Below are 19,489 nucleotides of genomic sequence, written 5' to 3' on the forward strand. Positions count from 1 at the left end.
ACCCAAAGCGATGTCAGCGCTACCAGTCGCTGAGTTTGGTGTCGGGGCCGTATTCCTGGCCCTCGACGTCCTTCACCACCGCCTGGCCGCAGCGCATGGTCTTGGCTTTCTTGTCATAGGCATAGATCGGCGAGCCGAACAGATGCCAGCCCTTGTTGAGCGCCGCCGTCACCTTGTGGCAGAAGCTGGCGTCGTCCGGGCCGGACAAAAAGCGGTAGAGTTTCATTTTCAATCCTGTCGTCAGTTACGATAATCATGCGCGAACAGCGGCGGCCTTCGCCAGCAGTTTTTCGGCCTGTGCCAGATGCAGCCGCTCGACCATCTTGCCGTTCAGCGCGATCACCGCCTTGCCGGCATTTTCGGCGAGCGCGAAGGCTTCCTTGACGGCGCGCGCCTCGGCTATTGCTTCGGGCGACGGCGCAAAGGCGCGGTTCGCGGCCTCGATCTGGGCTGGATGGATCAGCGACTTGCCGTCAAAACCCATGGCGGCCGCTTCCGTGCACTCGCGCGCAAAGCCGTCCATATGGCGAAAATCATTGAAGACGCCGTCGAGCAGGTCGAGGCTGCCGGCACGCGCCGCGAGCACCATCTGCATCAGCCACGGCACGAGATAGCGCCGATCGGGCGTGGCGAGAATGCCCGTTTCCTTGACCAGGTCGTTCGTTCCGGCAACGAAACAAACCAGTCGAGAGGCCGGGTCGCGGGCGAGCTCGGCGATCGGCCCGATGTTGAGCAGCGCCTTGGGCGTCTCGAGCATCGCCCACAGCTTGACCTCGTCGGCGATAAAATTGTCGTCGAGTACGTCGCCGGCCTCGAGGATGTCGCGCGGCGTGTCGACCTTCGGCAGCAGGATGGCGTCGGGCGTGCATCTTGCCGCGGCCAGCAGATCGTCGGCGCCCCATTCGCTCGACAGCGCGTTGATGCGCACGACCATCTCGCAGCGGCGATCGGAACGGCCGGCGAAAATCCCCGCCAGCTTTTCGCGCGCGGAAGGCTTGTCGGCCGGGGCGACGGCGTCCTCAAGATCGATGACGACGGCATCGCAGGCCAGCGACGGGATTTTGGCCAGTGCCTTGTCGTTCGAAGCCGGGACGTAAAGCACCGAGCGGCGCGGGCGGGAGGGTTCGGCAGTCATCTCCGATCTATGCCGCCTGCAACCGGCCGAGGCAAGCCGTGCATAAAAACTGCACGCAATTTCGGAAAATCTCCTCGTCTCCGCCCCGCTTGCCGCCCGACAGAATGCGACAGGGGCGGTATGCAAGAGCAAACGAACTCCCGTTGGTCCCTGCCGTACCGGCTTCGCCGCGAAAGCTGGTGGCTCGTCGATCCGCCCCGGGCTTCGGCAAACCTCCTCCCTTTCGTCCGCAAATCCCTGCCTACCGGCCGCATCAAAGCCGCCGAGAAAGCCCGATCATGACAGTATTCCTCTCGGCGGCGCCGAGCTATTGCAGCCGCTTTGGCATTGCCGTCCTGCTCGTCGCGCTGGCCGATTTTTTTTTCTATGGCCAACCGGCGGGCATCACGCTTTTCCTGTTCGGCGTTGCGATTGCCGCGGCGAGCATGGCTCTCCATCCTCTCGGCATCTTCAACGATGGCAGGTTCTGGTTCAAGCCGGTTGCGCTGCTTATGGCGCTGCTGCCGCTTGTGGAAAATGTCAGCGCACTGTCCGTCTCGATCGCGCTGGCGGCGACGGCCATCTTCGCGCTTTCACTGGCCGGACGGTTGCAGTCCGGCCTTGCCCGCATTGCCGGCCAACTTTCGCTGTTCCTGCTAGCAACGCCATTTCGGCTCGTCCTGGATTTCTTCCGCTGGCGCAAGGCGGCGCGGCGGCTTGGCCGGCGGCGCGTGCGCCTTGCGGCGATCGCCGTCTGGGTCATGCCGCTGAGCCTCGGCGCGGTGTTCCTCGCCTTGTTCGGCGCCGCCAATCCGGTCATCGAATACTGGTTCTCGCTGATCGACCTGATGGCACTGCTCGACCTCATCCAGCTGCCACGTCTCGCCTTCTGGCTGTTCGTGCTTGCCGGCGTCTGGGCCTTTCTGCGGCCGCGCCTGTCGCGCTTTCGCCGCCGCATTCCGCGGTTGGGAACGCCTGCCAGCGCACCGGCAAAGCCAGCCATAAGTCCCACGATCGAAGACATCGTCTTCGGCAAGGCCGCCATTCTCCGCGCGCTTGTCGTCTTCAACATCCTGTTCGCGGTGCAGAGCTTACTCGACGCCACCTATCTGTGGGGCGGCATCGCGCTTCCCGACGGGCTGACCTATGCCGCCTACGCGCATCGCGGCGCCTACCCGCTGATCGTCACGGCGCTGCTGGCGGCCGGCTTCGTGCTGGCGGCGCTGAGGCCGGGAAGTGAGACCTCCGGCGATCCGCTCATCCGCCGGCTGGTTTATGTCTGGGTGGCGCAGAACATCGTCCTGGTCATCTCGTCGATCCTGCGGCTCGATCTCTATGTCGGCATCTATGCGCTGACCTATTGGCGTGTCGCCGCCTTCGTCTGGATGGGGCTGGTGGCGGCGGGCCTTGTCCTGATCATAGCCCGCATCGCGCGCGAAAAGTCCAACGAATGGCTGCTTTCCGCCAATCTTCTGACGCTATCAGCGACGCTCTATGCCTGCTCGTTCATCAACTTTGCCGCGCTGATCGCCAACTACAATGTCGACCACTGCTTCGAAATGACCGGCCAAGGCACCCAGCTCGACGTCTGGTACCTGCGCTCGCTCGGGCCCGGCGCCTTGCCGGCGCTCGATCGCTTCGTCCAGCACCAGAGCAGGACGGTTTCTGCGGAGGATGCCTCCATCCGCGAACTCGCAAGCTGGTATGCACAGGACGAAGCACGCTTCCGCGCCGGCCAGGAAAACTGGCGCGCGTGGAGCTTTCGCAATTGGCGGCTCGATCGCACCCTCGACAGGCGTGGCCCGTTTGTGGTTCCTCCGATGTCCGAACCCTTCATGCCGGGCCGCTGATTTGATGCCGCACCACATACTGGTCGCAGACGACGATCCGCACATTCGCGAAATCATCTGCTTCGCACTGGAAAAGGCCGGCATGAAAACGCTGGCGGTGCCGGACGGCGCGGCTGCCTTGCAGTCGATCGAACGCCGTGCGCCCGATCTCGTCGTGCTCGACATCGGCATGCCGGAAATGGAGGGGCTGGAAGTGTGCCGGCGGCTTCGCCACACATCCGACGTGCCGGTGCTGTTCCTGTCCGCGCGGGATGAAGAGATCGACCGCATCCTCGGGCTGGAAATGGGCGGCGACGATTATGTCACCAAGCCGTTCAGCCCGCGCGAGCTGGTCGCCCGCGTCAATGTCATCCTGCGCCGCGCCCGGCCCACGCCGGAACCCGCCGACGACCGGCAATTCTCGCATGGCAGATTGTTGCTGGTTCCGGCAAGCCATACAGCCAGCTTCGACGGCAAGCCGTTGGCGCTGACCTCGATCGAATTCGCGATCCTGAAAGGATTTCTGGCGCGGCCGGCGCATGTGCTTGGCCGCGACATGGTGATGGCCAATGCCTATGCCGCCAACATCCATGTCGCAGACCGCACCGTCGACAGCCATATCCGCAACATCCGCGCCAAGCTGGCAGCGGTCGGCTGCCTTGATGCGATCGAGACCGTGCACGGCGTCGGCTTCCGGCTGGGTAAATGCGGGAGTTGAGCGCCCAAAAATGGGTTGGCAGCAAATGGCGGCCTCGGCTCGCCACGGTCGTCATTGCCATCCTGATCATGGTGATGGCACTGCCGCTGGCCGGCCTGTTCTTCTTCCGGCTCTACGAAAACCAGCTGATCCGCCAGACCGAGGCCGAGCTGATCGCACAAGGTGCCGCCCTTGCCGCGATCTATGCGCAAGAGGTCCGTGAGGCCGACCTTGCCCCGGAAAAGCTCGGCACACCCATGCCTCCACCCGATACGGGCGATCGGGCTTCTCGCTACCTGCCGATCGAGCCGCGCCTCGATCTTGCGTCCGACAGGATCCTGCCGACCCGGCCCGCAGCCACCGCGGCCAGCGTCGATCCTGCCTTCGCGGCGATCGGCGCGCGGCTGTCGGGCATACTTGCCGAGACGCAGAAGACCACGCTAGCCGGCTTCCGGCTGCTCGACCCCAGAGGCGTGGTCATCGCCGGCCGTGAGGAGGCCGGCCTGTCGCTCGCGGCTGTCGACGAGGTTCGCGCAGCGCTTGCCGGCCGCTACGCCAGCGCGCTCAGGCTGCGGGTTCCCGACCAGCCGTCGCCGCCGCTCTATTCGGTCAGCCGCGGCACCAAAGTTCGCGTCTTTGTCGCCATGCCGGTTGCCGTCGAAGGCAAGGTCGCCGGTGTGATCTATCTGTCGCGGACGCCCAACAATATCGTCAAGCATCTCTATGGCGAGCGCGGCAAGGTGGCGCTGGCGGCAATCGCCATTCTAGGCGGCACGCTGCTGATCGGGCTGGTCTTCCTGCGCACCGTCAGCCGGCCGATCTATGCGCTGATGGAACGCACGAATCGCATCGCCGCCGGCGACCGCGCGGCGATCAGGCCGCTCGATCACCACGGCACGCGCGAAATGGCGGCGCTCTCCGCTGCTTTCCTCGACATGGCCGAAAAGCTGCACGCACGCTCCGACAGCATCCAGACCTTTGCCACCCACGTCTCGCACGAGCTCAAATCGCCACTGACGGCGATCCAGGGTGCGGCCGAACTGCTGCGCGATTCGGGCAGCGCGATGGACGAGGCCGAGCGGCGGCGTTTCTCGGACAATATCGTCACCGATGCCGGCCGGCTCAATCTGCTGGTGCGTCGCCTGCTCGACCTGGCGCGCGCCGAAAATCTCGAGCCCAGCGGCGAAAAGACGTCGCTTGGTGCGGCACTGGCGCTGCTGCCGGCCGATGACAGGCTGGCGGTGCGCCTCGAGGCGGGCGCCGAGATCGGGCTGCGCATATCGGCCGAAAACGCCGCGATCGCGCTGGCCAACCTTATCGACAATTCGGCGCGGCACGGCGCGACGCTGGTATCGGTCACGGCAGCAAGCGCGGACGGCAAGGCCACCATTGTGCTGGACGATGACGGCGCCGGCATTTCGCCCAGCAACCGAGGCCGCATCTTCGAGCCGTTCTTCACCACGCGCCGCGATTCCGGTGGCACCGGCATGGGCCTCGGCATCGTGCTGGCCCTCCTGAAAGCGCATGATGGCACGATCCGGCTGGTTGACTCGGCGAGCGGCACGCGCTTCGAGATCATCCTGCCGGCGGCGTGACTCGGCGGTTCAGATCGGAAGGGCGAAAAGGTGCATTACGACATCGTCATCATCGGCGGAGCCATCGTCGGCTCCTCGGTCGCCTATTATCTGCGCGAGGAAGGGTTTTCGGGCTCGATCGCGCTTGTCGAGCGCGACCCGCAATTTTCCCGCGCCGCGACCACGCTGTCCTGCGCCTCTATCCGCCAGCAGTTCTCGATCCCGGAAAACATCCGGCTGTCGCAGTTCACGCTGAAACTGTTCCGGCGGTTGAAGGAAGAGTTTGGCGCGGACGCCGATATCGGCTTTCGCGAAGGCGGCTATCTCATCCTTGCCGGCGAGAACGGGCTGCCGATCCTGCGGGCCAACTACGAGGCGCAGATGGCCGAGGGCGCCGACATCGTGCTCGAGGATGCCGAGGCGCTCGTCCGCCGCTTTCCGTGGCTGTCGGTCGAGGGCATTTCCGCCGGCGCCTATGGCCGCAGCGGCGAAGGCTGGTTCGACGCGCATGCGATGCTGATGCTGTTCCGCAAGGCACTGCGGACGAAGAACGTCGATTTCATCACGGCGTCGGTGATGGGTATCGAGCGGCTAGGCGGCCGGGTCACTGGTGTATTTCTGGACAATGGCGAGCGGCTCGAGGCTGGTACCGTCGTCAACGCCGCCGGGCCGAATGCCGGCAAGGTGGCAGCGATGGCCGGGCTGGCGCTGCCGGTGGAGCCGCGCAAGCGCAACGTCTTCGTCTTCGAGGCGCGCGAAAAATATGACGACATGCCGCTGCTGGTCGACCCGAGCGGCATCTATGTCCGGCCGGAGGGCTCGGTCTACATCACCGGCGGCGCCGAGCCGGAAGAGGGCGAAGGACCAGCCGATCCCGCCGACTTCGACCCCGACTGGCCGCTGTTCGAAGAGGTGATCTGGCCGGTGCTGGCGACCCGCATTCCGGCCTTCGAGGCGATCAAGCCAACGCGCGCCTGGGTCGGCCATTACGACTACAACACGCTCGACCAGAACGCGGTGATCGGCCCGCATCCCGAGGTCGGTAATTTCCTCTTCGCCAACGGTTTCTCCGGCCACGGCCTGCAGCAGGCGCCGGCGGTCGGCAAAGCGCTGGCCGAACTGATCGTGCATGGCGGCTACCGCACGGTCGATTGCTCTGCCTTTGGGTACAGCCGGGTCGCCGAAGGGCGGGCGTTTCGGGAATTGAACGTGATTTGAGGGAAGGCCGCGCAGAATAAGCCGCTCTGTCGAGTTCCCGCCCACCCCCCTCTGTCCGGCAGGACAGAGGGGGTGCTGTCCCGCCGACATCAAAAGTCCGCACCGCTAGCGGTCAAAACCTGACGCCTGGTACCCGAAACGGAATACCGCTGCCGGCCCATTTCGGACATCTAGGGCAGATACTTAAAGAGCCATGGAAAGCAGGAATTTGACATGATCTCCACTAGTTGGAAGGCCCTTTCAGTGTTGATGTTCGCAATTGTCCCATTCTCTGGATGCAGCAACGACCCTGAGTCACCGGAGAACAAACGTATATACTCTGTTCTCCAGTATCAGGAGTTTGAATTACGTCAGCAGAATAATCGTGCCAATTATTTTTTTGGCAAGCGAGTAATGGATACTGAAATCAATACTATCGCCTTCCCTCTCGCCGGTGAGGCGAATGGCTATGTAGTGTTTTATGCCACGCCCGAAGAGGGAGGGTTAATTTTGTCGGTTCCGCAGCAATATGACGATATCAGTCTGACGAAGCAGACGCTTGAAGCCATCGTTGATAAAGGCCTCATCTCAAAGCCGCTTGAAATTCACCTTGCGTCACGCGCGCACTGAGCGCTTTGCCAAAAAGCACATGGTAGCGTCCGCTTTCCACTCCGAACGGGCTTACGGCCCCGTTACCAAGCGTCAGATTTCGACCACTAGCTGGCAAGGCAACGCGTCAGCGCTTGCGGCCGAACCAGAACGCGTCGGACACGCGCTCCATGCCGATCCGTTCGTAGAAGCCGACCGCGTCGGGCATGGAGATCAGGCTGATGGCGACGGACGGCCCGAGTTGTCGCCGCGCTTCATCGAGAAGGCCCTTGCCGATGCCGAGCCCTTGCGCCGCTTTGCAAACGGCGAGCTCGGAAACGTAACAGACCCACGAGAAATCGGTGACACCGCGGGCAACGCCGACCAGCGGGTTGTCTTCTGTGTCGAGACGCGCGGTGAGCACCAAATTGGCCGCTGACAGCATCGCCTTCAATCGGGTGTCGTCATCGACGGGGCGGTTGGCGCCGAGGCCGGATTCCACCAGCACGCGGCGGAACTCGGCGGTGCCGAGGCCCGGTTCGCTGGCGTAGAGGACCTTGGATCGCGTTGTCATGTCGATAAAAGTGCACCATGGGCCGGTGATTTTGAAGCTGTTTTGTACCGATCTTGTGTTTCGATCGACGACGGAAGTCCAAAAACAGCCGTCTTTTATTTGCCCGCGGCATTGTGTAAACCGGGCGCCAGCAATTCCCCGCAACGAGAAGAAGACGGGCAAGAACCATGGAAAAATTCACCAAGCTCACCGGTGTCGCCGCGCCGATGCCGATCGTCAATGTCGACACCGACATGATCATCCCCAAGGATTATCTCAAGACGATCAAGCGCACCGGGCTCGGCACCGGCTTGTTCGCCGAAATGCGCTACAAGGACGACGGTTCGGAAAACCCGGACTTCGTGCTCAACAAGCCGGCCTACCGCAAGGCGCAGATCCTGGTCGCCGGCGACAATTTCGGCTGCGGTTCGAGCCGGGAACACGCGCCGTGGGCGCTGCTCGATTTCGGCATCCGCTGCGTCATCTCGACCTCGTTCGCCGACATTTTCTACAACAACTGCTTCAAGAACGGCATCTTGCCGATCACCGTCAGCCCGGAAGACCTGGAGAAGCTGATGGACGACGCGTCGCGTGGTTCCAACGCGACGCTGTCGGTCGATCTCGAGGCCAAGGAAATCCGCGGGCCGGACGGCGGCGTCGTCAAGTTCGACCTCGACGAGTTCAAGCGCCACTGCCTCTTGAACGGCCTCGACGATATCGGCCTGACCATGGAGAAGGCCGGCGCCATCGCTTCGTTCGAGAAGAAGAACGCCGAGCTGCGGCCCTGGGCCTGAGCGGTACGATGACCCGGCCGCGACAGGCCGGGTTCGTGGAGGCTGAACGGAGGGACAGTCATGACACGTTCGCTTCTTGCCGGCGCCTGCGCGCTGGCGTGGATTCTGATGACGATGGCTGGCGCGCATGCACAGACCGACACGGTGCTCGTGCCGGCTGACGATGCGCCCGGCACGGCCGCCGACCAGGGCGCGTTGAGCAATGCAGCCCTAGCCGACGATGACAAACAGGCGCCGATCCCGTTCGAGGGCGGCCAACTGACCATCACCCAGGAGGAAGAGTACGGGGAACGGGTGCTCGCCTTCGACGGCGAGGAACTGGCGCGCAATTACGACGTCTTCTTCGACAAGATCGTCGAGGTCGGCGGCGTCAAGGTGGCGCTGGTCGATGTCGGCGACGGCGGCAACCAGTGCGGTCCGGCCAAGGTGATCGTGTGGAAGCCGGAAGGCGGCGCGATCCAGACGACCACGGTCGAGCAGGATGAATGCGGCGCACCGCCGGCTGCGATCTCCGACAGCGCGATCTATTTCGTGCCCTATCTGCTGCCGGGCGATTCCAAGCCGGCGCTGCAATGGTCGCCGACGGCCGGACTGACGACGTCCGGCAATCTGACCTACATGCCGGAGCCGGGCACCGACTGGAAAGACGTCGATCCGTCGAAATACGACAACATCATCGACGCCTTTCACAATGAAGCGGTCTACAGGCTAGCCGAGACGCTGCTCGGCAAGGACATGCCCGACATGGCGACCAGCCTGCTGGTCGGCGGCGGTACTGAGAAGACCGCTTCGGGCGCCTTTTTTGCCAGCGGCTGCGTGCCGCATGATTGCGGCGGCAATGACGGCTTCATGGCGGCCGACCCGGTCAAGCACAAGCTCTATTTCGCCCGCCGCGGCGACAAGCCCGAGCCGGACGCGTGGCCAGCGGTGAGTACATGGCCGGCCGAGATCAAGGAAGCGCTGGACAAGGCGCTGGGGTCGCCGAATTAGAAATCGTTCTGCCGCGATCCTTCGCGCCCCCCTCTGTCCTGCCGGACATCTCCCCCACTTGGGGGGAGATCGGCCGTCACCGCCGCTTTCACCAAACGGCCCACGCTGAAAAAAGGAGGACACCATGCGAAAACTGATCTCCACCGGTTCGCCCTTCGAGAAGACCGCCGGCTATTCGCGCGCCGTGGTGCAGGGCGACTGGTGTTTCGTGTCCGGAACGACCGGCTACGATTATGCGACCATGTCGATGCCGGAGACCGTCGAGGCACAAACGCGCAATTGCCTGGCGACGATCACCAAGGCGTTGCGAGATGGCGGCTTCGAAATGGCTGACGTGGTGCGGGCACATTATTATATCACCGATGCGGCTTTCGTGGACGTGGTGTTCCCGATCCTCGGCGAGGCGTTTGGCGACATCAGGCCGGCAGCAACGATGATCGTGTGCCAGCTCAACAAGCCGGAAATGAAGATCGAGATCGAGGTGACGGCGCTGCGGCGCACAGCCTGATGCCTGTCACGGTTGCGACAACGACACGGTTAGAACGAGGATCGGCCCATGGTGAAGGTCAGACGCATCGTTGCAAACATAGACACGCAGGATATCGCGGCGGCAAAACCCTTCTATCAGGATGTGCTTGGCCTCGATCTCAAGATGGATATGGGCTGGATCGCTACCTATGGCTCGCAAGAGACGATGTCCGTACAGGTCAGTTTCATGGCCGAAGGGGGATCAGGAACGCCGGTGCCGGACATCTCTATCGAGGTCGACGACGTCGATGCCGCGCTTGAAAGCATGAGGACGGCCGGCTTTGCCATCGAATACGGTCCGGCGAACGAACCCTGGGGCGTGCGGCGCTTCTTCGTACGCGACCCGTTCGGGGGGCTGGTCAATATCCTTTCGCATCTGTAGGCGTTTTGGCTTAAGCATCGGATCCCCAAAACCGGTTTCCACTTTTGGGTCCGACGCTCTGAACCGCGGGCTTGCGCGCCGGCCGGTTGGCGTTTAGCAAGGCCGCGGGCTGACAATACAATCAGGACGGTTCCCATGGCTTCGAAAAATCTTCTCCTGCTTGCCGGCGACGGCATCGGCCCCGAGGCGATGGCCGAGGTGAAGAAATTGATCGCCGCCATGAACGACAGGTTCGGCAGCGATTTCGTCACCGATGAGGGCCTTGTCGGCGGTTGCGCTTACGACGCACATGGCGCGGCGATTTCCGATGCCGACATGGCCAAGGCAATGGCCGCGGACGCGGTGTTGTTCGGCGCCGTCGGCGGACCGAAATGGGATGCCGTGCCTTACGAGGTGCGCCCGGAAGCCGGGTTGCTGCGGCTGCGCAAGGACATGGAACTGTTCGCTAATCTTCGACCCGCCATCTGCTATCCCGCGCTGGCGGCGTCCTCCTCGCTCAAGCAGGAGGTGGTCGAGGGGCTCGATATCCTCATCGTGCGCGAGCTCACCGGCGGCGTCTATTTCGGCGAGCCGAAGCAGATCATCGATCTCGGCAACGGTCAGAAGCGCGGCATCGACACCCAAGTTTACGATACGTTCGAGATCGAGCGCATTTCGGGCGTTGCCTTCGAATTGGCGCGCACGCGCAAGAACCACGTCACCTCGATGGAAAAGCGCAATGTGATGAAATCAGGCGTGTTGTGGAACGAGGTCGTCACCCAGACGCACAAGGCCAGGTATGCCGACGTCAAGCTCGATCACATGTTGGCCGATGCCGGCGGCATGCAGCTGGTGCGCAGGCCGAAGCAGTTCGACGTCATCGTCACCGACAATCTGTTCGGCGACATGCTGTCCGACATCGCCGCCATGCTGACCGGCTCGATCGGCATGCTGCCGTCGGCCTCGCTCGGCGCGCCGGATGCGAAGACAAAAAAGCGCAAGGCGCTCTACGAGCCGGTGCACGGCTCGGCGCCCGACATCGCCGGCAAGGGCATCGCCAATCCGATCGCCATGATCGCCTCCTTCGCCATGTGCATGCGCTATTCCTTCGGCATGGTTGAAGAGGCCGACCGGCTGGAAGGCGCGATCGCCGCCGTTCTCGATCAGGGCTTGCGCACCAGGGATATTCATTCACCGGGGATGACCGAGGTCGGCACCGCTGAGATGGGCGACGCGATCATCGCCAAGTTCCTGGGCTGATCCCATGTCGGTCGACGTCCGCTGGGCGACGACCGGGGATGCCGGGGCACTCGCCACCATGCTTTGCGAAATGGCGGTGCATTACCGGCAGCCGCCACTCGACGCCAGCCAGGCTTTGTCGGCGGCGCAGAAATGGCTTGGCGACGAAAGCCCGGCCTATCCGCATTTTGCGCTCGCCTTCGTCGATGGCGAAGTTTGCGGGTTGGCTTCGGTTGCGATCGCGCATCCCGGCATCGATCTCGAGCGGCTGCTGTTCCTCAAGGACCTGTTCGTGCGCGATGATGCCCGCAATGGCGGTGTCGGTCGAGCGCTGATGGCATTCCTCGCCGGCCATTGCCTGCGCGAGGGCATCGGCCGCATCGACCTGACCACCGAGGACTGGAACGCGGGTGCGCTGCGCTTCTACGACGGACTCGGCGCCGAGCGGCATGGCCAGAAAGTCTTCCTCAGGCTTTCGAGCGAGGCGCTGAAGGCGGTCGCTAAACCGTGACGCCGGCCGGCATCGCGCCCCAGCGATTTTCGCCAACTTGAGACGGAACCAATCCGAGGATGAGAAAGGTCACGCCAGCCGGAGTGAAGCAAAGCAAGGCAAGCCATCCGGTTAGCCCAATGTCGTGCAGACGGCGCACGATAAGCGCGATTAACGGCAGCATCATTGCCAGTACGAAAAACAAAGCAGGAAGGTAGCCGAGCGACGTCCTTGGGCCGTCACCGAAACCGCTTATCGCCAGGTTGAGGAGAATGCCGAACCCGGACAGCGCGACGAGCACGACGATCGAGCAGATATAGAACCCCCAGAACTCCTTGCGGCGGGCGCGGCCGGTGAAATTGCGATAGTCGTCAACTAGCGCGCGCCGGAAATAGGCCCATAAGCCCATGGATTGGGCCGGCTGATTTTCGGCGGCACGGCCAGGCCGTTGCGGTTGTGCCGCGCGTGACGGCGAGGTATCGCTCGCTGCTGCCGTTATGGCGACGATATCGTGCGCCGTCCTGTCATCCGCTCGGAACTCGACAAGCGCGCCCCTAGCAAGCGACACTCCCTGGCTCACATCCTCACGCGCGAAGATATAGCGCTTGCCGTCCGCTCCGTTGATGTAGCCGTAGTCCTGATCCTCGTCGTAGTGAAACACTGCGCCGCGCATTGCCTGCCCCCCTGGATTGCGTCGCAGCTATGCTATTTAAAGTTGCATACAATTGCAAGATGCGCGTTAAAGTTAAACCCCGACACCCGCCGGCACCGAACCCCATTGGTTTTCGCGCGACTGGGTCGGGATCAGCGCAAAGATCAGGATGATCAGGCCGCCGAAGGTCGGGATCAGGAAAAGCAGGAAGAGCCAGCCGGTCAGGCCGATATCGTGCAGGCGACGCACGTTGAGCCCGAACCACGGCAGGGCTGTCGCCAGCAGGAAGAGGCCGCAGAGGCCGACCGTCACTGCCGGCAATTCACTGTTGTCGAGATTGCCCATGGCGTCGTCGATGAAGACGCCGAGCCCTATGACCACGATCAGCGCAATCGTCCAGAACAGGCAATAGCCCCAATATTCCTTGCGGCGGGCACGGCCGGCGAAGTTGAAGTAATTCTCGGTCAGACCCAGCCGGAAATAGTTCCACAGCCCGGCGGATTCGGCCGGACTTTGTTCAGCGGAACGGCCGAAATGTTGCGGCTGACCTGCCGCTGGCGCATTGCCGGCCTGAGACGGCGCGGCGGTTGCAGCGGAGGCGTCGGCGGGCGCACTGGCAGGTTGGGCGCGGATCAAAAAAACATCGCGGGCCCGTCCGCCAGCCGGCTGGAATTCGACAGTCGTGCCTCCGGCAACCGATGCTTCGCGGCGCAAATCTTCGCGCGCCAAAGTGTAGCGGTTGCCGTCGGCTCCGGTGATGAAACCGAAACCCTGGTCTTCGTCGTAATGAAGAACTTCGCCGCGCATGCCTTGCCCCCGATTGCCCCGACCCAGACTGTGCAAAGTTCGGGCAGACCGCAAGGGGCGTGCGGAAATGGAGAGTGCCGGCTATTTACCCCGGCCGTTTCTTCGATTTCTTGTGTTTCGCCGGTCCGCCTTCGAACTTCGCCTTGGCCGGTTTCCCGGCCCAGGGCTTTGCCTCGAATGCCGGGCGCTGGTCGGCCGGTGCGCGCTTCTCGAATTTGGGCGCGTTCTGATCGAAGGTGCGCTTGCCGCGGTGCGGCTTCTTGTCGGGCCGTGGTTCCTGATAGCCGGCCCGCGACAAATCCGGCGTGCCGTCCAGCCGCTTGACCGCAATGTTGCCCTGCAGCTTGTGGTCGGGACCGATCGCAGCAAGGAAGCGCTCGGCCCAGTCCGCCGCGATCTGCACGAAGGTTTCCTCCGGCTGCATCTTGATGGCGCCGATCTCACGCTTGGAAATGCCGCCTGTCCGGCACAGCATCGGGATCAGCCAGCGCGGCTCGGCATTCTGTCGGCGTCCGACAGACAGCGAGAACCAGACGCTGTCGCCGAAATCGTCGCGGCGGCTCGGCGCCTCGTCCCGGCGCGCAAATTTTTCGCCCGACGGCGTGAACGGCGCCACGTCGAGAAGGTCCTCCGGCGCCGAGCGGCTGGAGCGGCACATCCGCACGAAGGCGGCGGCGACCTGGTCGGGTCCGTGCTGATCGAGAAGCGCCTGGACGAAGCCGCGCTCCTCATCCTTCACAGGCTCGCTGAAGACCGGATCAGCGAGAATGCGCTCGTCGTCGCGCCGTATCACGTCGTCTGCCGACGGCGGGCTCGCCCAGGTTGCCGCCAGGCCAGCACTTTGCAGCAGCCGCTCGGTGCGCCTGCGGGCATTATTGGGCACGATCAGCGCGCTGACGCCTTTGCGTCCCGCCCGTCCTGTCCGCCCGCTTCGGTGCAGGAGCGTCTCCGGGTTGGTCGGCAGGTCGGCATGGATCACCAGCTCGAGATTGGGCAGGTCGATGCCGCGCGCCGCGACGTCGGTGGCGATGCAGACCTTGGCGCGTCCGTCGCGCATCGCCTGCAGCGCATGACTGCGCTCGTTCTGGCTAAGCTCGCCGGACAGCGCCACGACGGAAAAGTTGCGGTTGTTGAAGCGCGCCGTCAAATGGTTGACGGCGGCGCGCGTGTTGCAGAACACCAGCGCGTTCTTGGCTTCGTAAAAGCGCAGCACGTTGATGATGGCGTTTTCGCGGTCCGCCTGGGCGACGCTCAGCGCCCGGTATTCGATGTCGAGATGCTGCTTTTCCTCGCCGGAGGCCGAGATGCGCACGGCATCGCGCTGGTAGCCCTTGGCCAGCGTGGCGATGGAGCGCGGCACAGTGGCGGAAAACATCAGCGTGCGGCGATCGGCGGGTGCCGCGTCGAGGATGAATTCCAGGTCCTCGCGAAAGCCGAGATCGAGCATCTCGTCGGCCTCGTCGAGCACCACTGCCTTGAGCGCCGACATGTCGAGCGAATTGCGGGTGATGTGGTCGCGCAGGCGGCCGGGCGTGCCGACGACGATATGAGCGCCGCGCTCCAGCGCGCGCCGCTCGGTGCGCATGTCCATGCCGCCGACGCAGGACGCTATCGCTGCCCCGGTCAGCTCATAGAGCCATTCCAGCTCGCGCGTCACCTGCAAGGCTAGTTCCCGCGTCGGCGCCACAGCCAGCGCCAGGGGTGCCGCGGCATGGGAAAAGCGCTCGGCACCATCGAGAAGCGTCGGCGCCAAAGCCAGACCGAAGGCGACGGTCTTGCCGGAGCCGGTCTGGGCCGAAACCAGCGCATCGGCCTGGCCAAGCTCGAGAACGGCCTGTTGCACCGGCGTCAGCTCGACGTAGCCGCGTTTTTCCAGCGCCTTTGCCAGCGCGGGGACAATAGCTTCGAAATTGGACATCTTACTCTTTCGAAATTCGGATTCTGAATACCCGGCGACGGGTCAAATGTCGGCAAACGCCACGGACGGGCGCCACGAGCCAGACGATGCTCGTTCGTACTTGGTGCCGCCGTCATTGTACAGGGCGGGCGGGTCGGCCTGGTTGCGATTGACTCTGGACGCAAACCGCGTAAAAGCCGGCACCGAACGGGATAGTTTTCGATGCGCGGCCTTTTGATGGCGCTTCTTGCCTTCGACATTCCCGGCCCCAATGCGAACCATTGGGCCGGATGCTTCGGCGCGTCTTTCCGTTCCAGCAAAATCACGTTCAAAAAAACCGGCAAAACGACCACCAAAACGGTCTGATTCCCTTGGCCTAACCACCCTCTCCCGGGTCCGGCCCGGGGGTTGAAACCCGCATCGGCCGGCGGGTTTTCTCCAGAAAACGAGCGGAGAGGGACAGGAGATTTCGATGAGTTTCAAGGTTGCGATCGTCGGCGCCACGGGCAATGTGGGCCGGGAAATGCTCAACATACTGGAAGAGCGCGGCTTTCCGGTGAGCGAGGTGGTGGCGCTGGCCTCGCGGCGCAGCCAGGGCACCGAAGTGTCGTTCGGCGACCGCACGCTGAAGATCAGGGCGCTCGACCAATATGATTTTTCCGACACCGACATCTGCATTATGTCGGCCGGCGGCAACGTCTCCAAGGAATGGTCGCCGAAGATCGGCAAGCAGGGCTGCGTCGTCATCGATAATTCGTCGGCCTTCCGCTACGACCAGGACGTGCCGCTGATCGTTCCGGAAGTGAACCCGGATGCGATTTCGCTGTTCACGCGCAAGAACATCATTGCCAACCCGAACTGCTCGACGGCGCAGCTTGTCGTGGCGCTGAAGCCGCTGCATGACGCCGCCACCATCAAGCGCGTCGTCGTCGCCACCTACCAGTCGGTCTCCGGCGCCGGCAAGGAAGGCATGGACGAATTGTTCACGCAGACGCGCGCGGTGTTCGTCGCCGACCAGGTCGACGTCAAGAAGTTCACCAAGCGTATCGCCTTCAACGTCATCCCGCATATCGACGTCTTCCTCGACGACGGCTTCACCAAGGAAGAGTGGAAGATGGTGGCCGAGACCAAGAAGATGCTCGACCCCAAAATCAAGCTGACGGCGACCTGCGTGCGCGTACCGGTGTTCATCGGCCATTCGGAAGCAGTCAACATCGAGTTCGAAAAGCCGATCACCGCCGATGAGGCGCGCGAGATCCTGCGCGAGGCGCCGGGCTGCCAGGTCATCGACAAGCGCGAGGACGGCGGCTACATCACGCCGCTGGAATCGGCCGGCGAGGACGCCACCTTCATCTCGCGCATCCGCGAGGATTCGACCATCGACAACGGCCTGTCGATGTGGATCGTCTCCGACAATCTGCGCAAGGGCGCGGCACTCAATGCGGTGCAGATCGCCGAGCTGCTGGTCGAGCGCGGGCTGATCCAGCCGAAGAAGAAAGCGGCATAACTTTTTCGCTCACGGCCGTATCGCCGCTACACGGCTGGCCTCCGCAGGGGCGCCGGATAACCGGCGGCCCGCAGTCGCGGGCTCGGCCTTCGGCCGTTGTTTCGCTCACGGGCCGCATCGCCGCTTCGCGGCTGGCCCTCCGCGGGGCGCCGGACGGCCGGCGGCCCGCAGTCGCAGGCTCGGCCTTCGGCCGTTAGCTCCCTTCTCCCCGTTCACGGGGAGAAGGTGCCGGCAGGCGGAAGAGGGGCAGCACAGGCGTCTCAAATAGGCAGCAAGGCGACGGCGTCACAGCCGGTTCTCCTCCGCTAGGTCCATCAGCAACTTCAGCGCCTCCTCCGCCCGGTCGGCGGGCACGAACAGGTGATCGTGGTAGAAGGCCGAGACCGGATTGACGCCGATGCCGGCCGCGGCCAGTCGTGCGGTGATGGCGGCGAGGAAGCCGACCGCTTCCAGCGACGAATGGATGTTCAGCGTCAGCATCCGGCAGCGGAACACGGTTTTCAGTCCAGCGGCCTTGGCATGGTCTTCAAGCACGATTAGCGTCATGCCCTCGCGCTCGCGAAACAGCATCACCAGGTGGAGCCTGTCGGGAACGGGCGCATCGGGTGGCAACGTGGTGAAGACATGAACGCCGGCAAGCAATTCCGGCGTCATTGCCGCCAGCAACTGTTTCAGGTCGGTCTCTCCGGCCATCGGTTGCTTTCGTTGTGCGATGTGGCGGCGGCTGCCGTCGAGCCCTCGGAAGACATCCCTACGGATTTTCAATAACGCCCTCCACCTCACCCCGCAAGGTGGACTTGGCCAGGCTCGTTGCCGGCTGAACTTGCACATCCGAGGTCGCCGTCCCCCGGAGTGAAAAAGAACTGGAGGCATGTCGGATCGCCGTCATGGGCCGCGTCCTTGGTTCGAGCTGGCGAAGGAGCCAGTGCTCACAACGACCGGAGGGAACATCGATGACCATGTCTCAGGCAGTACCCGTCTCACCGCGCGCCCTGTGGGCCGGTCGCATGCTCAGCGCCGTCATCGTGCTGTTCATGATCTTCGACGGCGTCATCAAGCTACCACCGCTCGAAATCGTCACCCAGACCATGGTGGAGCTCGGCTGGCCGGCCGATGCCAATGTCTCGCGCATGCTCGGCATCATTGGATTGGTCTCGACAGCGCTTTACGCGCTGCCGCGCACCTCGGTGCTCGGCGCCATCCTGCTCACCGCCTATCTCGGCGGCGCCGTCGCCACGCATGTGCGTATAGGCAGCCCTTTGTTCTCGCACATACTGTTCGGCGTCTATCTCGCCGCCATCCTCTGGGGCGGCCTGTATCTGCGCGATCCAAGGGTGCGCGCGTTATTCCCGTTCAGCCAATAGCGGCGACTTCGAAAGCCGTTCGATGGTGGCCACGCCGCCAGAGAGGGCGCGGTCTGCCGCAGCCTTTCTACTCTTTGGATCAAATCGAGCGCCGCCGGGTGGCAGACGATCTTCTTCTTTGGATCAAATCGCCTGGTTGCGAGTTAGGGGGTGCAGCGGCGAGGACGGCACCCTGTTGGAGAGGAACGACAATGAAAAAGGTGATGATCTTGATGGCCTTGCTGGTGCCGCTCGGTGCCTGCTCCCGTACCGAGCAAGGCGCGGCAGTTGGTGGCCTGGGCGGTGCGGCGGTCGGCGCTGCGGTGGCCGGCAACCCGACCCAGGGCGCGGTGATCGGCGGTGCGGCCGGCGCCTTGGCCGGTGCGCTGATCGGCCGTGCCAGCGAAAGTGGCCAATGCCGTTATCGCGATCGCAACGGTCGTGTCTACGTTGCGAGCTGCCCGGAAGGCTATTGATCGGGCCGCATCATATGGATGCAATAGCAAAACGGCGGGCAAGGCCCGCCGTTTCGTGGTTGTGGAGATGATTTATTCGGCGCTGGCGGCTTCCGCCTCGGCCGGCGCGGCTGCAGCGGCGGCAACGGCCGCGGCGGCATCTTCCTGCGCCTTCTTCAGCAAGGCTGCGCGCTCCTGCGCCTTCTTGCCGGGCTCGGCCTTCTTCGGGTTGGAGCGGGCTTCGCGCTTGGCGATGCCGGCTTCATCGAGGAAGCGCAGCACGCGGTCGGTCGGCTGGGCGCCATGCGACAGCCAATGCTTGACGCGCTCGGCGTCGACCTTGACGCGTTCGCCGTCCTTGGGCAGCAGCGGATTCCACGAGCCGAGCGACTCGATGAAACGACCGTCGCGCGGCGAACGCGCGTCGGCGACGACGACATGGTAATAGGGACGCTTCTTCGAGCCCGCACGGGCCAATCGGATTTTCAGTGGCATTTCTTTTCTCCTAAAAGCTCTGATTTGGTTGATCGGTTGGCGGCTGGTCCTCAGCCGGTTTTCGTCACGCCGTTGGATGCGGCGATCTGCTCGTGATGGCGGATCACTTCGCGGACGACGAAGTTCAGGAATTTCTCCGCGAAATCCGGGTCGAGATGGGCGTCCTTCGCCAGCTGGCGAAGACGGGCGATCTGCTCCTGCTCGCGCGCCGGGTCGGCAGGCGGCAGGCCATGTTCCGCCTTCAGCACGCCGACTGCCTTGGTGCAGCGGAAGCGCTCGGCCAGCATGTGGATCAGCGCCGCGTCGATGTTGTCGATCGAGGCGCGATAATTGGCCAGCGCCGCACGCGCGTCCGCCATGTCTTTCTCTTCGTTCATGG

24 protein-coding genes are annotated in these 19,489 nt (G+C 63.6%); 15 read left to right on the forward strand and 9 right to left on the reverse strand.

Annotation, left to right across the window (positions count from 1 at the left end; translation table 11 throughout):
• Window positions 1-19: 19 nt before the first annotated feature.
• Both RQ479_RS22245 and RQ479_RS22250 read right to left on the reverse strand, forming a co-directional pair.
• Window positions 20-226 (reverse strand): DUF1737 domain-containing protein, encoded by a 207-nt coding sequence (locus RQ479_RS22245; protein WP_352466529.1) that lies wholly within the window; start codon window positions 224-226, stop codon window positions 20-22.
• A gap of 27 nt (window positions 227-253) precedes the next feature.
• The gene (locus tag RQ479_RS22250) at window positions 254-1,135 is read right to left on the reverse strand and encodes an HpcH/HpaI aldolase/citrate lyase family protein (RefSeq protein ID WP_376702647.1); all 882 of its coding nucleotides are present in this window, start codon (window positions 1,133-1,135) and stop codon (window positions 254-256) included.
• A gap of 278 nt (window positions 1,136-1,413) precedes the next feature.
• Here RQ479_RS22250 and RQ479_RS22255 point away from each other — a divergent pair, with 278 nt between their 5' ends.
• The 5 genes from RQ479_RS22255 to RQ479_RS22275 all read left to right on the forward strand — a co-directional run bounded on the left by RQ479_RS22255 (window position 1,414) and on the right by RQ479_RS22275 (window position 7,041).
• Window positions 1,414-2,964: a DUF4173 domain-containing protein gene (locus RQ479_RS22255; RefSeq protein WP_376702648.1), complete on the forward strand. Its 1,551-nt coding sequence runs from the start codon at window positions 1,414-1,416 to the stop codon at window positions 2,962-2,964.
• Window positions 2,965-2,968: 4 nt separating this feature from the next.
• Window positions 2,969-3,661: a response regulator gene (locus RQ479_RS22260; RefSeq protein WP_376702649.1), complete on the forward strand. Its 693-nt coding sequence runs from the start codon at window positions 2,969-2,971 to the stop codon at window positions 3,659-3,661.
• The gene (locus tag RQ479_RS22265; protein ID WP_376702650.1) at window positions 3,649-5,235 is read left to right on the forward strand and encodes an ATP-binding protein; all 1,587 of its coding nucleotides are present in this window, start codon (window positions 3,649-3,651) and stop codon (window positions 5,233-5,235) included. The genes RQ479_RS22260 and RQ479_RS22265 overlap by 13 nt, the downstream gene beginning before the upstream one ends.
• A 30-nt stretch (window positions 5,236-5,265) precedes the next feature.
• Window positions 5,266-6,432 carry an NAD(P)/FAD-dependent oxidoreductase gene (locus RQ479_RS22270; RefSeq protein ID WP_376702651.1) on the forward strand — a complete coding sequence of 389 codons (1,167 nt, stop codon included), beginning with the start codon at window positions 5,266-5,268 and terminating at the stop codon, window positions 6,430-6,432.
• A gap of 213 nt (window positions 6,433-6,645) precedes the next feature.
• Window positions 6,646-7,041, forward strand: a complete 396-nt coding sequence (locus tag RQ479_RS22275) for a hypothetical protein (protein WP_352466523.1) — start codon at window positions 6,646-6,648, stop codon at window positions 7,039-7,041.
• A 106-nt stretch (window positions 7,042-7,147) separates the two neighbouring features.
• Here RQ479_RS22275 and RQ479_RS22280 read toward each other — a convergent pair whose 3' ends face one another.
• Window positions 7,148-7,573: a GNAT family N-acetyltransferase gene (locus tag RQ479_RS22280; RefSeq protein WP_376702652.1), complete on the reverse strand. Its 426-nt coding sequence runs from the start codon at window positions 7,571-7,573 to the stop codon at window positions 7,148-7,150.
• 167 nt (window positions 7,574-7,740) lie between these two features.
• On the opposite strand from RQ479_RS22280, the gene leuD reads away from it, so the two are divergent.
• The 6 genes from leuD (at window position 7,741) to RQ479_RS22310 (ending at window position 11,975) form a co-directional block, all read left to right on the forward strand.
• Window positions 7,741-8,346, forward strand: coding sequence for a 3-isopropylmalate dehydratase small subunit (gene leuD / locus RQ479_RS22285; RefSeq protein ID WP_292663076.1), 606 nt, complete (start codon window positions 7,741-7,743; stop codon window positions 8,344-8,346).
• Between the two features lie 60 nt (window positions 8,347-8,406).
• Entirely contained in the window at window positions 8,407-9,336 is a 930-nt protein-coding gene (locus RQ479_RS22290; RefSeq protein WP_352466521.1) for a hypothetical protein, read from the forward strand.
• A 124-nt stretch (window positions 9,337-9,460) separates the two neighbouring features.
• Window positions 9,461-9,844 (forward strand): RidA family protein, encoded by a 384-nt coding sequence (locus RQ479_RS22295; RefSeq protein ID WP_376702653.1) that lies wholly within the window; start codon window positions 9,461-9,463, stop codon window positions 9,842-9,844.
• A gap of 51 nt (window positions 9,845-9,895) precedes the next feature.
• Window positions 9,896-10,246 carry a VOC family protein gene (locus tag RQ479_RS22300; protein ID WP_376705994.1) on the forward strand — a complete coding sequence of 117 codons (351 nt, stop codon included), beginning with the start codon at window positions 9,896-9,898 and terminating at the stop codon, window positions 10,244-10,246.
• Window positions 10,247-10,381: 135 nt separating this feature from the next.
• Window positions 10,382-11,485: a 3-isopropylmalate dehydrogenase gene (gene leuB / locus RQ479_RS22305; protein ID WP_376702654.1), complete on the forward strand. Its 1,104-nt coding sequence runs from the start codon at window positions 10,382-10,384 to the stop codon at window positions 11,483-11,485.
• Between the two features lie 4 nt (window positions 11,486-11,489).
• Window positions 11,490-11,975, forward strand: a complete 486-nt coding sequence (locus RQ479_RS22310; protein ID WP_376702655.1) for a GNAT family N-acetyltransferase — start codon at window positions 11,490-11,492, stop codon at window positions 11,973-11,975.
• Here the strand turns inward: RQ479_RS22310 and RQ479_RS22315 are convergent.
• The 3 genes from RQ479_RS22315 to RQ479_RS22325 all read right to left on the reverse strand — a co-directional run bounded on the left by RQ479_RS22315 (window position 11,965) and on the right by RQ479_RS22325 (window position 15,331).
• Window positions 11,965-12,627, reverse strand: coding sequence for a DUF805 domain-containing protein (locus RQ479_RS22315; protein WP_376702656.1), 663 nt, complete (start codon window positions 12,625-12,627; stop codon window positions 11,965-11,967). The genes RQ479_RS22310 and RQ479_RS22315 overlap by 11 nt on opposite strands.
• Window positions 12,628-12,699: 72 nt before the next feature.
• Window positions 12,700-13,413 carry a DUF805 domain-containing protein gene (locus RQ479_RS22320; protein WP_376702657.1) on the reverse strand — a complete coding sequence of 238 codons (714 nt, stop codon included), beginning with the start codon at window positions 13,411-13,413 and terminating at the stop codon, window positions 12,700-12,702.
• An 85-nt stretch (window positions 13,414-13,498) separates the two neighbouring features.
• Window positions 13,499-15,331 (reverse strand): DEAD/DEAH box helicase, encoded by a 1,833-nt coding sequence (locus tag RQ479_RS22325; protein ID WP_376702658.1) that lies wholly within the window; start codon window positions 15,329-15,331, stop codon window positions 13,499-13,501.
• A 201-nt stretch (window positions 15,332-15,532) separates the two neighbouring features.
• Here RQ479_RS22325 and RQ479_RS22330 point away from each other — a divergent pair, with 201 nt between their 5' ends.
• The gene (locus RQ479_RS22330; protein WP_376702659.1) at window positions 15,533-15,676 is read left to right on the forward strand and encodes a hypothetical protein; all 144 of its coding nucleotides are present in this window, start codon (window positions 15,533-15,535) and stop codon (window positions 15,674-15,676) included.
• A gap of 106 nt (window positions 15,677-15,782) precedes the next feature.
• Window positions 15,783-16,817, forward strand: coding sequence for an aspartate-semialdehyde dehydrogenase (locus RQ479_RS22335; protein ID WP_376702660.1), 1,035 nt, complete (start codon window positions 15,783-15,785; stop codon window positions 16,815-16,817).
• A gap of 285 nt (window positions 16,818-17,102) precedes the next feature.
• Here the strand turns inward: RQ479_RS22335 and RQ479_RS22340 are convergent, their stop codons facing one another.
• Window positions 17,103-17,510, reverse strand: coding sequence for an ACT domain-containing protein (locus tag RQ479_RS22340; RefSeq protein ID WP_376702661.1), 408 nt, complete (start codon window positions 17,508-17,510; stop codon window positions 17,103-17,105).
• 260 nt (window positions 17,511-17,770) lie between these two features.
• Here RQ479_RS22340 and RQ479_RS22345 point away from each other — a divergent pair, with 260 nt between their 5' ends.
• A complete protein-coding gene (locus RQ479_RS22345; RefSeq protein ID WP_376702662.1) occupies window positions 17,771-18,181 on the forward strand; it encodes a DoxX family protein in 411 nt (136 codons plus the stop codon).
• A gap of 191 nt (window positions 18,182-18,372) precedes the next feature.
• Entirely contained in the window at window positions 18,373-18,636 is a 264-nt protein-coding gene (locus RQ479_RS22350; protein ID WP_352466510.1) for a YMGG-like glycine zipper-containing protein, read from the forward strand.
• A 72-nt stretch (window positions 18,637-18,708) separates the two neighbouring features.
• On the opposite strand, the gene rpsP is transcribed toward RQ479_RS22350, so the two are convergent.
• Together rpsP and RQ479_RS22360 are read right to left on the reverse strand one after the other, a co-directional pair.
• A complete protein-coding gene (rpsP, locus tag RQ479_RS22355; RefSeq protein WP_254817891.1) occupies window positions 18,709-19,110 on the reverse strand; it encodes a 30S ribosomal protein S16 in 402 nt (133 codons plus the stop codon).
• A gap of 50 nt (window positions 19,111-19,160) precedes the next feature.
• Complete coding sequence (locus tag RQ479_RS22360; RefSeq protein ID WP_254817890.1) at window positions 19,161-19,487, reverse strand: chorismate mutase; 327 nt, start codon at window positions 19,485-19,487, stop codon at window positions 19,161-19,163.
• Window positions 19,488-19,489 lie beyond the last annotated feature (2 nt).

The organism is Mesorhizobium sp. ISC25, assembly GCF_042295465.1.
In the GTDB taxonomy this organism is placed as follows: domain Bacteria; phylum Pseudomonadota; class Alphaproteobacteria; order Rhizobiales; family Rhizobiaceae; genus Mesorhizobium.